Origin of the sequence: uncultured Ruminococcus sp. (genome assembly GCF_937915125.1) — a bacterium.
Lineage (GTDB): Bacteria > Bacillota > Clostridia > Oscillospirales > Ruminococcaceae > Ruminococcus_C.
Window position 1 is genome coordinate 1 of record NZ_CALDMP010000044.1, and the last position, 12,450, is coordinate 12,450.

Sequence of the window (12,450 nt, forward strand, 5' to 3'; positions counted from 1 at the left end):
TTTCGCTGTCTGCGGACAGCGACCAGGGACGCTGTCCCTGGACTCTGCCAGGGCTACTCGCCCTGGACCTCGCCAGCTGTGCTCAGCTGGACCAGCAGCCTAAGCAACCTTTTTGAAAACGGATAGGAAACATTTTTAGATGTGACAGAGTACTACAATGGTACATCTCATAGAATAAAACAAGAAAAATGATTCCCATGAATCCTGCTGAAAAACAGTTGACGATTGTCGAAAAATATGATACAATGGAAACAAATCTACATTATTACACAATTTACCCGACAGACTAGGAGGGGCTTATGAAAAAGAGTATATTCCGGCGGCTGTGCCGGGGGATGGCGGTGCTGTTATCACTGGGCTGTCTGCCGTGGATGCAGCTGTCCCATGCAGCTGCGGTTACGCCGGAAGAGAACCATATATTTGACGGCGATCTGGCAGAGGTGACCTGGAAGCAGAACGGCGGTCTGCTGGTACCCTCCGGGGAGACGGCGGCAGCGCCGGAAGAGGAATCTACAGAGCCTGACACGGCTCTGCGCCAGGCATCGTCCCTGCCCTCGTCCTACAACCTGTTGGATGTGGACGGCGAATGCTATGTGACCTCGGTGAAAAACCAGGGCAATACGGGACTTTGCTGGGCATATGCGGCGCTGGGTGCCTGTGAATCCAATATTATGAAACAAGGGCTGGAAATTCCGGATACCTGGAAAGACGAAAAGGGCGAGCTGAACCTCTCCGAAGCGTCTCTGGGGTGGTATCCCTTTACGAATCATAACCTGCCGGGAGATTTCACCAGCGGTGATTATGTCATCATGGACGGCAAAGGCACCGGCGGCGGCAATTCCGGTATTGCCGGCTTTGCCCTTGCTGCCGGGATCGGCGTGCAGCTGGAGCAGAATCTCTCCATGGATACCTGGAAAAACGGCTATTCAGAATACCAGCGGTATACCTCATATTATCGCATGGAAAGCTCGGATATGATCTGGAACAAGACCACAGGCTATGAGAAGAACGTGAAAAGCTGGCTCATGAATACAGGCGCCGTGAGTGTTTCTTTTTATTCCAAGAACGAATTCTATGAAAATGATACATCCTATGCCTATTACCAGACGGCACATTCTGCGGACGATGCGGATCATGCGGTGCTCATTGTGGGATGGGACGACAACTATTCCAGAACCAATTTTCGTCCCGGCAGCCAGCCCAGCAAGGACGGCGCATGGTTGGTGCGAAACAGCTGGGGCGACAACGATGCCTATGAGGGCTATTTCTGGATGTCCTATGAGGAACCCTCTCTGTGTGAATTTGCCGTGTTCCATATGAAAGAAGCTGCGGAGCATGTGACCAAATATCAATACGACGGCAGCGTTGCCTATACAGGGTTGTCATGCGCTGCGGCGGCAAATGTATTCACTGCGGAATCGGATGGAACGCTGGAGGAAGTCATGTTCCCCATGGTGGTGAACAATCCTCAGAGTGCATCCTATACCATTTCGGTGTGTGCCCTGGACAAGGATGCCCAGTCTCCCACAGACGGCACGAAGCTTTGCACCCAGTCGGGAACTGTGCAGTATGGGGGCTATAAAAATGTTTCCCTTTTGGGGAAACAGGTGCAGCTGAAAAAGGGCGAACGGTTTTCTGTGGTGGTGGAACTGAGGGATATTTCAGACCGGGATTCGCTGCTCTATCTTGCCTTTGAATCCAATGCACCGAAAAGCAGCGGACTTGCCCGGAAATGTCAGATTCTTTCGGGACAGAGTTACGTGCAGAATTCCGCGGGGCAGTGGACAGATGTGCTGGATCTGCGGCAAATGGAAAATTCCAGCGGACAGAGACCTTATCAGAATATGGGAAATGCCGCCATCAAGGCGATCGTCAGCGAGGATACCCCGGAGACAAACCGGAATCAGCTGGATGCCGCCCTGGCATTGGGCGAACCGGACAGCAACACGAATCAACTGTATCAGAGGGCGTATGCAGAGGCGCAGCGGCTGGAAGCGGATGCTTCGCAGCAGGAGATCGACAACGCTGCAAAGAATCTCCTGGGCGGATTGGAGCAGGCAGGGCTGGCGGCGTATCCTCAGCTGATGTATGCCAATGCGGTCTATACCCGCGGCGATGTGGACGAGGATGGAAAGGTGGACAGCCAGGATGCCTACTTGACGTTAAAGGCATATGCGGCAATGTCGGTGGGTTCCCTTTCGGAGCTCCGCAGTGCTCAGGCGGCAGCGGCAGATGTGGACAAGGATGGTAGCCTTACCACAGAGGATGCCTTTGATATTCTGCTGTATTATGCCACAGCTTCTGTGGGCGGCGATGCCCAATGGGAGGATATTTAGGCAACACCGCACAAAGAGCGCCTGCCGGCTTTGCACGTCATATGCTTGCATCTTTTCCGTCATATTTCACAAAAATGCTCGTGAATACACAAAGTATTCACTGCGCTTTTTGTTTCATCTGACGAAAAATCTGACAAAGTTTATGCTCGTAGAGTACGTCTGACGCACAATCTTTGTGCGGTATTGCCTTTAAGATAGACGAGCAGTCAAGGAAAAACTTCATTGCCGCCTGCGGCGCATGTGCATTTACAAAGAAAGCGGACAGACACCTCGCGATGTCTGTCCGCTTTCTTTTTACGGATGAAAAATCATTACTTTGTTTTGCGTCCGCAAGTCTTCTTGCCAGTTGTCGTTGTCTTTGCAGCAGTCTTCGGTGCTTCTGCAACTGTCTTTGCCGCCGGCTTTGCCTCAGCTTTTTTTGCAGCAGCAGTTGCCGGCTTTACTGTAGCTGCCTTCGGTGCAGCAGTCTTTGTCTCTGCCTTTTTCGGCGCAGCAGCCTTTGCAGCCGGCTTCGACTCAGTCTTCTTCGGTGCCGGCAGTGTTGCCAGAACAGAACGGAATACAGCGATCTTTTCGCTGTTTCCTTCCAGACTCAGCTTTTCAGTGTCAGCATTCTTCAGCGCGGTCAGAAGCGCAGCGGAATCAGCCGTGAGAACAGCGTCATTGTCCTTATAATCATAAGGCTCAACTGCCAGAGTGCCCTCTGCGATCTCTGCATAGAAGACGCCCTCGCCCTCGCCGGTCACGTTGAACTGTACAGCAACGTGCTCTGTTACCTTTGCGGCACTTGCCTGGGTCAGAGCGCTCTTTGCCTGCTGAAACATTTCTTCAAAAGTCATTTTTGTCAATCCTTTCTAATGCGGCACACTGCCGCACGGCGTTGCTGTTCGGAAACCGGATAAGAGGCAACGGTTCTCATTTTCCAGATTCGCCGCAGCGTCTCTGGAAATATCCGGGTTTTGTTTCATGTTACTTTTGTTATTATAGGCGAAAAATTGGAAGATGTCAAGGGAAATAAGGATAAAGCGTGAAAAATAAGCAAATATATTGATAAACAGTAGAAAATCCGAATGCAGATTTGTGCAGTTTCACGATAAAGAAAGACTTGACAAGGGGCAAAAAATCGGGTATACTTGTAAAGCAGATTGCTTTTACAGGTATGGAGAGGAGACGGTGAGATGGCGAAGGATCTGCGGTTTGCCATGCTGCTGGATTGCTATGGCGAATTCCTGACGCCCCACCAGTACCGGCTCACAGAGCTGTACTACTGCGCCGATCTCTCTCTGAGCGAGATCGCAGAGATCGCCGGCATCACCCGTCAGGGTGTGCGTGACGGCATCAAACGGGGCGAACAGGTGCTGCTGGAAATGGAGGAGAAACTCCAGTTTGCTGCACGTCTGAACGCACTGCGTGAGAATTATGCGACGATTGCAGCGTCACTGGAGACCATTTCCGGCGCAGCCGGGGAAAACGGCGCAGTGCAGCGTGCCTGTCATAGTGCAATGGAGGCAGTACACCAGGGATTGGAGCTGCTCTGACCACGGGCAAAGGAGGCGGATATCATGGCATTTGAAGGACTTTCCGGAAAACTGAATCAGGTATTTAAGAAGCTGAAATCCCACGGAAAGCTGACGGAGAGCGATGTCAAGGAGGCTATGCGTGAAGTACGTATGGCACTGCTGGAGGCGGATGTCAGCTATAAGGTTGTCAAGGATTTCGTGAAAAAGGTCTCTGACCGTGCCGTGGGCGAAGAGGTGCTCTCCAGTCTCACACCGGCACAGCAGGTCATCAAGATCGTCAACGAAGAACTGTGCAATCTCATGGGCAATGAAAATGCCCGGATCCAGTTCCCGTCGAAGCCGCCCTGTGTCATTATGATGTGCGGCCTTCAGGGCTCCGGTAAGACCACCCATTCCGCAAAGCTGGCAAAAATGCTGAAAAAAGAGGGACATTATCCGCTGCTTGTGGCGTGCGATATCTACCGTCCTGCGGCAATTAACCAGTTGCAGGTAGTGGGCGAGCGTGCCGGGGTGAAGGTCTTTGAAATGGGACAGATCGATCCACGGATCATTGCCAAGGAGGCAATGAAGCACGCCAAGGATCACGGCAATGACGTGGTGATCCTGGATACCGCCGGCCGTCTGCATATCGACACGGCGCTCATGGATGAGCTGAAAGACCTCAAGGAACTGACCAACCCCAACGAGATCATGCTGGTGGTGGACGCCATGACCGGTCAGGATGCGGTGAATGTGGCAAAGGCATTTGACGATGCCCTGGGCATTGACAGCGTGCTTATGTCCAAGCTGGACTCCGACACCAGAGGCGGTGCGGCACTGTCCGTACTGGCTGTCACCGGTAAGCCCATCAAATATGTGGGCATGGGTGAAAAACTGGATGATTTCGAACAGTTCCACCCCCAGCGCATGGCGTCCCGTATCCTGGGCATGGGCGATATGCTGACCCTCATTGAAAAAGCGGAGAGTACCATCAGCCAGAAGGATGCCGAAAAAATGGCGAAAAAGCTGGAACAGAACAAGTTCGATATGAACGATCTGCTGGATCAGCTGCGCCAGATCCAGAAAATGGGCTCCATCCGGTCTATTATGAATATGCTCCCCGGCGTGGGCGATAAGCTGAAAGATGTGGATATTGACGAAAGACAGTTCGTCCGCATTGAAGCCATGATCACGTCCATGACAAAGGCAGAGCGTGCAAAGCCCTCCATTATCAATCCCTCCCGGAAGCGCAGAATCGCTGCCGGAAGCGGTACCAAGGTGGAGGATGTGAACCGGCTGCTGAAGCAGTTCGACCAGATGCAGAAGATGATGAAACAGCTTGGCGGCAAACCCGGCAAGGGCGGCAAGATGAACCGCCGTGCCATGAAGCGGCTGGCAGGCATGAATCTGGATCAGATGCAGAACGGCAATATTCCGGGCATTCCCCCGGGGCTGATGCCGAAAAAATAATCCAGATAAACTCGTAGGGAACGACACGGAGGTTGTTCCCTACGAGAATGTAAAATGCAATCCTGCAGGAAACTGCTGGACATAGATGGGCGAAAAGCCTGAACAACACACGGAGGTGAAATCAAAATGGCAGTAAAGATCAGACTGAGAAGAATGGGTGCAAAGAAGGCTCCGTTCTATCGTATTGTTGTAGCAGATGAGCGTTATCCGAGAGATGGCCGCTTCATCGAGGAGATCGGTTACTATGACCCGACCAAGGAGCCGACTGTTGTTAGCCTGGACGCTGACAAGGCAAAGACCTGGCTGGCAAACGGCGCACAGCCGACCGATACCGTAAAGTCGATCCTGAAGAAGGAAGGCGTACTCTAATCCAGAGGCAACACCGCACAAAGAGCGCCTGGCGGCTTTGTACGGTATTGCCCAGAGTCTGTCCGAGTGCGGGGTGTGCCGTCGATGTATGGCACAGTGATTGCTCCGCCGGTGAGCTGTGGGATACAGAGTGTTCTGTAAGAAAATATCTTGAATACAGGCGCAATTGTAGGGGCGGATATCATCCGCCTGCCGATGTAGATTTCAGAATGCTTTACCATATGAGTTGTACAGCTGACCAGTGGAGCAATGTTTTCCCGAATCCAAAAAGGAGGAATCACAAATGCAGGAACTGCTGAAAGTTATCGTTGCTGGACTGGTAGAAGACCCGTCGGCAATTGAAGTCACAGAGGATGCACCTAACGAAGAAGGCGTGATCGTCTTTCATCTGCACGTAGCACCGGAGGATACCGGACGTGTCATCGGCAAGCAGGGACGTATCGCAAAGGCGATTCGCGTGATCATGCGTGCCGGGGCTGCAAAGAACAATCAGAAGATCGCTGTAGAGATCGATTAAACAAACGAAAACAGGCGGACGGATGCGTTCGCCTGTTGTTGTATACAAGGGAATGTAATACTACATTCTATATCTATATGGGAAAGGTTACGCAACATGAAACAATATCTTGAGATCGGAAAGATCGTCAATGTCCATGGACTGCGGGGCGATGTCAAAGTCGTGCCCTGGTGCGATGATCCGGAATTTTTGTGCGAATTTGACACACTCTATCTGGGCAAGGAATACAAGCCCATGGAGGTCACTGCCGCACGGCTGCAAAAAAATAACGTGCTGCTCCATCTGAAGGGCGTGAAAACTGTGGAAGAAGCGGAAAAGCTTCGTAATCAGGTGCTCTATATGGATCGGGACGAGGTGGAACTGGAAGAAGGCGTGTACTTTATCCAGGATCTCATTGGTCTGGAAGTGCTGGACGCCGACAGTGGCGAAAGCTACGGCAAGCTGACGGACGTGCTCCAGACCGGGGCAAACGATGTTTACGAGGTCAAGGACGAAACGGGAAAGACCGTACTGATCCCGGCAATCCCCGATGTGGTATTGGAAACGGATCTGGCGTCGGGCGTCATGCGGATTCGTCCACTGGAGGGCTTGTTCGATGCGGATTGATGTAGCGACTTTGTTCCCGGAAATGTGTGAGGGCGTACTTTCGGAGAGCATTCTGGGGAGAGCCAGAAAAAACGACTGCCTGTCCATCCAGTGCTGGAATATCCGGGATTATACCCTGGACAAGCACCGCCGGGTGGACGATGTGCCCTACGGCGGCGGCAGAGGCATGGTCATGCAGGCGGATCCCATCTACCGCTGCTATGAGGCTGTCTGCGCACAAACGGGCACGAAACCGCATAGAATTTATATGTCACCAAAGGGCGCCGTACTCACCCAGCAGCGTGCTTTGGAATTGTCGGCAATGCCGCATATTTTTATTCTTTGTGGGCATTATGAAGGTGTAGACCAGCGCATTCTGGACGAGATCATTGACGAAGAGATCTCCATTGGAGACTACGTACTCACCGGCGGCGAGCTGCCGGCAATGGTGCTGATTGATACCGTGGCACGGATGCTGCCGGGGGTACTGCCGGAATCCCAGTGCTTTGAGGATGAGAGCCACTTCGGAGGACTGCTGGAATATCCCCAGTACACCCGCCCGGCAGTCTGGCACGACAAGGAAGTGCCGCCGGTACTTCTGACGGGACATCACAAAAATATTGCAGATTGGCGTTTTGCACAAAGTCTGGAAGTGACAAAGATACAGCGTCCGGATCTGTATACTCGCTATTTGGACAAAAAGTAGCAGAACTTTTTGTCGAATTTGAATAAAATGTGGTAGGACGGCAATTCACGTTTTTTTCGTTTGGCATTGTTGTCATGTTCCACAAACTTTGAGAAAAAAAGGGAGACCGGTTAAGTCAACACGTAGAAAATTCCGGAAAATAGGGGATTTGTTGCAAAAAATACGTTGACGTTATCAGGAAAAACCTGTATAATGGGGATATGGTAGAAATAAAGCCAACGATTGATGTGAGAGATTGCATCATTCCAAAGATGGGAGAGTTTTATTATGTATGTAAAAGAAGTAACGGTACAGAATCAGGTTGGACTTCACGCAAGACCGGCTACATTTTTCATTCAGCGTGCCAATGAATTCAAGGCTTCGATCTGGATCGAAAAGGAAGAGCGCCGTGTAAACGCAAAGAGCCTGCTGGGCATTCTGTCCCTGGGTATTGTGGGCGGCACTGATATCAAGATCATTGCTGACGGTTCTGACGAACAGATCGCAGTAAATTCTCTGGTTGAGCTGGTAGAGAGTGGATTCAGCGACTAAGCTGCGGCTGACACAAAAATAGACCTCACGGTACAGGTATCGTCCTGCCGTGAGGTTTTTTTGTCAATCTGCGAATTTTCCCGAATCGGGGTTGGGATTGTGGTTCCAATGTAGGGGCGAACATTGTTCGCCCGTGGGTTTGTTTGATTTTTATTCTTGTTTTTGTTGGATTGTTGGAAGAACGTTGGAAACGTCCCACCGGGACGTTTCCAAAATTTCACTTACTGAAACGGCTTTACAAGGCGGGGCGGTCTTGTTCGCCCCGCCTCGAAAAAGCTGTCGCTTTTTCTCACCACCCTCTCCGCGCGCCGAAAGTACGGCGCAGGGTGTTTCGCCGCCTGCGGGCGGCGACCAGGGACGCTGTCCCTGGACTCTGCCAGCATTTTTGAAAAATTGCTGGATCAAAAAACTTCATTGCCAGGCTGCCTTTTTGAAAATGGGAAAGAAACATGTTTTGCTTTAAGGCAACACCGCACAAAGAGCGCTTGACGGCTTTGTACGGTATTGCCTTAACTGCCGCACAGACCGTATCGCACCATATTTTCACAGAAAATGGCGTAGCCGCAGGTGGGGTCGTCCACAAAAACGTGTGTCACAGCCCCTACCAGCATCCCATTCTGGAGGATAGGACTGCCGCTCATGCCCTGAACAATACCGCCGGTGCGTTCCAGCAGTTCCGGATCTGTCACACGGATGGTCATATTTTTCGTGCTGTCCGTGCCGCTGTAGTCGATCTCCTCCAGCACCACGTCATATGCCTTCGGTGTATCACCCAAGGCGGTGCAGAGAATCTGGGCTTCGCCCGTCTGTATCTCCTGCTTGAATGCCATGGGGATGGCTTCTTCTTCGGACGGGTTCTCGTACAGTGTACCGAACACGCCGCAGCGGTTGTTGCACAGCAGCTCACCCATGGGGACTTCGTCTCTGAAGCTGCCCTGGAGCATCCCCGGACTGCCGGAAGTGCCCCGGATAACCTGTGAAATGTTAGCCGCCACTGCATCACCAGAACCAAGGGGCAGAATGTCCCCGGTGTCCGTATCGCAGATGGGATGCCCCAGACCGCCGAAGCTGCCGGTCTCCGGGTCATAAAAGGTAATGGTGCCGATGCCGGCGCTGCTGTCACGCACCCATACCCCGGCTTCATAGCGGTTGTCGTCCACGGCGAATGCCGGACTGAGGGTACAGGTGCAGGTTTCCGCACCCCGGACGTATGTCACAGAGACTGTGTCGCCTTTAGAAGCGGCAATGGCATTTTGCAGGGACGCATTGGAGTCCACCGCCTGTCCATTCACTTTCTGGATGAGGTCGCCGGTCTGAAGCCCTGCCTCCTGTGCCGGACAGCGGTCACCGGAGGTGGTTTCCACACTGTCCATGCCCACTACCATGGCACCCTCCATGCGCAGCTTGATGCCGAATGCCTGACCGCATGGGACGAGCATCGGGCGTTCGATCTCCTGCACTTCCACGTCCTTGATGGGAACAATGCCGAAGAGCTGCAGCGAGGCAGTTTCTGTACCAGGAGCGCTGTCTGTGGCAGCTTGTACCGCCGTGTGATCGGAGGGCGCGGCGGAGATGTGCAGCATGGTGTCAACCTGCAGCGTGCCGTCTGTGGGAATATAATAGCTGTCCGGCAGCTGCCAGGCGTAATAGGCAGCTGCACCATATATCGAAAGAAGTACGGCAGCCCCGGCAGCCGCCGTTCGTCGAATCCATTGTATCATGAAAAATCCCTGCTTTCTTTTGAGATGACCGAATGCGTGAGGATGTGGGGATTTTTGTTATAATGCCTTCCACGAAAGGGGAGGGGAACCGCCAAAAGGCGGTGGAGGGGTAATACACCAAGAAACAAAAATTCACACATGATCCGCATGGGGAACTGCAATTATATTGCGCTGTCTTCCGGGAGTTTATCAGCGTAAAAGCAAGGAAGCCATACCTGCAAAGCAGCGGAAGAAATACTGGTGTGGGTCGGCGAATGCGCCGGAATCCGGCATCATGGGAAAGGAATATGGAACATATGAAACAACGTGAGGAAACAAAAACGGGAATGCAGACCGCCGCACAATATCGCCGCCGCCGTGCTCAGAAGGGCATCTGTATTTTTTTGCGCATTCTGCTCATCCTCACCGGCATTGTCTGCTGCTGGGTGATAGATCTGGGCTGTGCACTGGGCTGGATCCGCAACGCCAGAGCCGGAGAAAGCTGGCCTCTGGAATTTGTGGGCTATGGACAGATGATGATCGCGGCGTCCGTCTTTTTGACCGTGGGTGCAGTGCTTGTCCTGGTGCACCGCCGCCGCTGGATGAACTGGGCAGGCATTGGCGTGGGCACTGTGGGCATTCTCCTCTGTATGATCCCATTGTACCGTGTTTCGTCCTATGCGGCGGACAGCGGATTCTACAGCAAGATCATGGACATGCCTGCGGATGCGCTCTACCGCATGGAAATTCTCCCTACCCTTGTGGTATACGGCAGTCTTGCGGCACTGGCGCTTGTCCAGTTCTTCTCCATAGATGACAAAATGCGGCGGAATCGTCAAAAACACCAGGAATCCAGAAAAGCACCTTCTGTACTGGGGGATTCCCATAAAAAATAGAACAAATATTTCCATATGGTAGGAATTTACTTATATTTTACAAAAATTTCTGTATATTTTCCGTGAAATTTTGTTTTTCGACAGGATTCCGGCTTGCAATTTCCCCATGGAATGTGGTAAAATTGTAAGGTAGAACAAAAAAACAGGAGGTAACAAAATGGACAACAAAAAAATAAAAGTCCTGATTGGAGACGACAGCGCTGAGTACGGCATAGCCTGTGCCAATGAGCTGCGGTCTCTGGGTCTCTACGTCGTGACACGGCGCAGAGACGGAAAGGTAATTCTGGATGCCATCCGGAATGATAAACCCGATGTTGTCGTTATGGATGCGATTCTGCCGAACATGGACGCCATAGAGATCCTTGAGAAATCTCAGACGTTGGAGCAGGCACCGGCATTCATCATCACATCTGCCTATGAAAATGAATTCATTGAACGCCAGGTCATGGAAAAAGGTGCATCATATTTCATGCTGAAGCCCTTTGATATTTCTGTCCTCGGAAACCGGATCATGGGTCTTATGTCTAAGACTATGCTGCCGGCAAAGTGTACGGATCGTGAGGATCTGGAGATCGTTGTCACCGATATGATCCACCAGCTGGGCGTGCCTGCACACATCAAAGGCTATCACTATCTGCGTGCAGCGATCCTGGCATCTATCGAGGATCAGGCACTGCTGGAGAGTGTCACAAAAATGCTCTATCCCACTGTGGCAAAGCAGTTCGACACCACCTCTTCCCGTGTGGAGCGTGCCATCCGTCACGCCATTGAGATCGCATGGGATCGGGGCGATCTGGATACCATCAACTCCTTCTTTGGTTATACCGTGAACAACTGCAAGGGAAAGCCTACCAATTCCGAGTTTATTGCACTGCTGACAGACAAGCTTCGTCTCCAGTACGGCAGAAGCGGCGAACAGCGCCGGGGCTGATCTTTCCGGAAATCGCCGGGGAGAAGTCGCTCTGCGCAGAATAAAAACCGGATCATCTGCATAGAATGAAAAAGAGACAGAGTGAATGAACAGAATGTGTGCCGAGAGATATGCCGCTATGGGATCTGTATACCTTTTACATATTTTTCATGCAGTCTGCGGCTTTATTGTGGTAAAATAGAATTGTGGCAGAACAGAGAAGGATGCCATACGATTATTTTATGCGAAAGGAACTGATTTTATGACTGATGGAAACATGTTTTTTAAAAAGACGGATCTCAGCGAACTGATGTGCAATCCGTTTACCATGATCGGTAAGGAATGGTATCTGCTCACCGCCGGAATACCGGAAGAGTATAACACCATGACAGCGTCCTGGGGTGCCATGGGTGAAATCTGGGGGAAACCATCCTTTCACTGTGTTGTGCGTACAAATCGTCATACATTAGAATATCTGGATCGGAACGAACTGTTCACGGTCACATTTTTTGATCCGGGTTATAAGCCGGCACTGCAATTCTGCGGTTCCCATTCCGGCCGGGACTGTGATAAGGCAAAGGAAACCGGATTACAGCCCGTTCTCCTGGACGGAACGACTACATTTGCGCAGGCACGCCGGGTGTTTATCTGCCGCAAGCTTTATACATCCATGCTGCAGCAGGATGGTTTTGTGAAGCCGGAGACATATGAGAAGTGGTATAGCTCCGACCCGATGCACCGGGAATTTGTGGGCGAAGTGATCGCTTATTATGAGCGTATGCGCTGACCAAGAGAATATACGTAAAAAAGGCTTTCGCCCAACACGGCGGAGGCCTTTTTGAATGCACAATTCTGAGGAAATCTCTCCGGTTCCGAACGCCGCAGGCGGCAATGAAGTTTTTTGATCCAGCAATTTTTCAAAAATGCTGGC

Annotated in this window: 13 protein-coding genes; 11 read left to right on the top strand and 2 right to left on the bottom strand. The window is 51.7% G+C overall.

The features are described from left to right. Positions 1 to 299 precede the first annotated feature (299 nt). Complete coding sequence (locus Q0418_RS04770) at positions 300 to 2,336, top strand: lectin like domain-containing protein (protein WP_298482746.1); 2,037 nt, start codon at positions 300 to 302, stop codon at positions 2,334 to 2,336. Between the two features lie 311 nt (positions 2,337 to 2,647). Here Q0418_RS04770 and Q0418_RS04775 read toward each other — a convergent pair whose 3' ends face one another. Then, complete coding sequence (locus tag Q0418_RS04775; RefSeq protein ID WP_298482748.1) at positions 2,648 to 3,175, bottom strand: SCP2 sterol-binding domain-containing protein; 528 nt, start codon at positions 3,173 to 3,175, stop codon at positions 2,648 to 2,650. Positions 3,176 to 3,514: 339 nt separating this feature from the next. Here Q0418_RS04775 and Q0418_RS04780 point away from each other — a divergent pair, with 339 nt between their 5' ends. The 7 genes from Q0418_RS04780 (at position 3,515) to Q0418_RS04810 (ending at position 8,013) form a co-directional block, all read left to right on the top strand. Next, on the top strand, positions 3,515 to 3,874 hold the full coding sequence (locus tag Q0418_RS04780; protein ID WP_298482750.1) for a hypothetical protein: 360 nt from the start codon (positions 3,515 to 3,517) through the stop codon (positions 3,872 to 3,874). 24 nt (positions 3,875 to 3,898) lie between these two features. After that, positions 3,899 to 5,305, top strand: coding sequence for a signal recognition particle protein (gene ffh, locus Q0418_RS04785; RefSeq protein ID WP_298482751.1), 1,407 nt, complete (start codon positions 3,899 to 3,901; stop codon positions 5,303 to 5,305). A gap of 126 nt (positions 5,306 to 5,431) precedes the next feature. Further along, the gene (gene rpsP, locus Q0418_RS04790) at positions 5,432 to 5,674 is read left to right on the top strand and encodes a 30S ribosomal protein S16 (RefSeq protein WP_298482753.1); all 243 of its coding nucleotides are present in this window, start codon (positions 5,432 to 5,434) and stop codon (positions 5,672 to 5,674) included. 283 nt (positions 5,675 to 5,957) lie between these two features. Beyond that, positions 5,958 to 6,191 carry a KH domain-containing protein gene (locus Q0418_RS04795; RefSeq protein WP_295213936.1) on the top strand — a complete coding sequence of 78 codons (234 nt, stop codon included), beginning with the start codon at positions 5,958 to 5,960 and terminating at the stop codon, positions 6,189 to 6,191. Positions 6,192 to 6,287: 96 nt separating this feature from the next. Beyond that, the gene (gene rimM / locus Q0418_RS04800) at positions 6,288 to 6,797 is read left to right on the top strand and encodes a ribosome maturation factor RimM (RefSeq protein WP_298482754.1); all 510 of its coding nucleotides are present in this window, start codon (positions 6,288 to 6,290) and stop codon (positions 6,795 to 6,797) included. Next, the gene (trmD, locus tag Q0418_RS04805) at positions 6,787 to 7,482 is read left to right on the top strand and encodes a tRNA (guanosine(37)-N1)-methyltransferase TrmD (RefSeq protein ID WP_298482756.1); all 696 of its coding nucleotides are present in this window, start codon (positions 6,787 to 6,789) and stop codon (positions 7,480 to 7,482) included. The genes rimM and trmD overlap by 11 nt, the downstream gene beginning before the upstream one ends. A 267-nt stretch (positions 7,483 to 7,749) precedes the next feature. After that, positions 7,750 to 8,013 (top strand): HPr family phosphocarrier protein, encoded by a 264-nt coding sequence (locus tag Q0418_RS04810; RefSeq protein WP_295213931.1) that lies wholly within the window; start codon positions 7,750 to 7,752, stop codon positions 8,011 to 8,013. Positions 8,014 to 8,522: 509 nt separating this feature from the next. On the opposite strand, the gene spoIVB is transcribed toward Q0418_RS04810, so the two are convergent. Further along, positions 8,523 to 9,734: a SpoIVB peptidase gene (spoIVB, locus tag Q0418_RS04815; protein ID WP_298482759.1), complete on the bottom strand. Its 1,212-nt coding sequence runs from the start codon at positions 9,732 to 9,734 to the stop codon at positions 8,523 to 8,525. 296 nt (positions 9,735 to 10,030) lie between these two features. On the opposite strand from spoIVB, the gene Q0418_RS04820 reads away from it, so the two are divergent. The 3 genes from Q0418_RS04820 (at position 10,031) to Q0418_RS04830 (ending at position 12,306) form a co-directional block, all read left to right on the top strand. Continuing rightward, positions 10,031 to 10,609: a hypothetical protein gene (locus Q0418_RS04820; protein WP_298482761.1), complete on the top strand. Its 579-nt coding sequence runs from the start codon at positions 10,031 to 10,033 to the stop codon at positions 10,607 to 10,609. 157 nt (positions 10,610 to 10,766) lie between these two features. Continuing rightward, positions 10,767 to 11,540: a sporulation transcription factor Spo0A gene (gene spo0A / locus Q0418_RS04825; protein ID WP_298482763.1), complete on the top strand. Its 774-nt coding sequence runs from the start codon at positions 10,767 to 10,769 to the stop codon at positions 11,538 to 11,540. Positions 11,541 to 11,781: 241 nt separating this feature from the next. Further along, positions 11,782 to 12,306, top strand: a complete 525-nt coding sequence (locus Q0418_RS04830) for a flavin reductase family protein (protein WP_298482764.1) — start codon at positions 11,782 to 11,784, stop codon at positions 12,304 to 12,306. The last annotated feature ends 144 nt before the right edge of the window (positions 12,307 to 12,450 follow it).

Bases quoted from the DNA above. Each gene is read 5' to 3' on its own strand.
- Q0418_RS04770 (WP_298482746.1), top strand. From the start codon at position 300: ATGAAAAAGAGTATATTCCGGCGGCTGTGCCGGGGGATGGCGGTGCTG.
- Q0418_RS04775 (WP_298482748.1), bottom strand. From the start codon at position 3,175: ATGACTTTTGAAGAAATGTTTCAGCAGGCAAAGAGCGCTCTGACCCAG.
- Q0418_RS04780 (WP_298482750.1), top strand. From the start codon at position 3,515: ATGGCGAAGGATCTGCGGTTTGCCATGCTGCTGGATTGCTATGGCGAA.
- ffh (WP_298482751.1), top strand. From the start codon at position 3,899: ATGGCATTTGAAGGACTTTCCGGAAAACTGAATCAGGTATTTAAGAAG.
- rpsP (WP_298482753.1), top strand. From the start codon at position 5,432: ATGGCAGTAAAGATCAGACTGAGAAGAATGGGTGCAAAGAAGGCTCCG.
- Q0418_RS04795 (WP_295213936.1), top strand. From the start codon at position 5,958: ATGCAGGAACTGCTGAAAGTTATCGTTGCTGGACTGGTAGAAGACCCG.
- rimM (WP_298482754.1), top strand. From the start codon at position 6,288: ATGAAACAATATCTTGAGATCGGAAAGATCGTCAATGTCCATGGACTG.
- trmD (WP_298482756.1), top strand. From the start codon at position 6,787: ATGCGGATTGATGTAGCGACTTTGTTCCCGGAAATGTGTGAGGGCGTA.
- Q0418_RS04810 (WP_295213931.1), top strand. From the start codon at position 7,750: ATGTATGTAAAAGAAGTAACGGTACAGAATCAGGTTGGACTTCACGCA.
- spoIVB (WP_298482759.1), bottom strand. From the start codon at position 9,734: ATGATACAATGGATTCGACGAACGGCGGCTGCCGGGGCTGCCGTACTT.
- Q0418_RS04820 (WP_298482761.1), top strand. From the start codon at position 10,031: ATGAAACAACGTGAGGAAACAAAAACGGGAATGCAGACCGCCGCACAA.
- spo0A (WP_298482763.1), top strand. From the start codon at position 10,767: ATGGACAACAAAAAAATAAAAGTCCTGATTGGAGACGACAGCGCTGAG.
- Q0418_RS04830 (WP_298482764.1), top strand. From the start codon at position 11,782: ATGACTGATGGAAACATGTTTTTTAAAAAGACGGATCTCAGCGAACTG.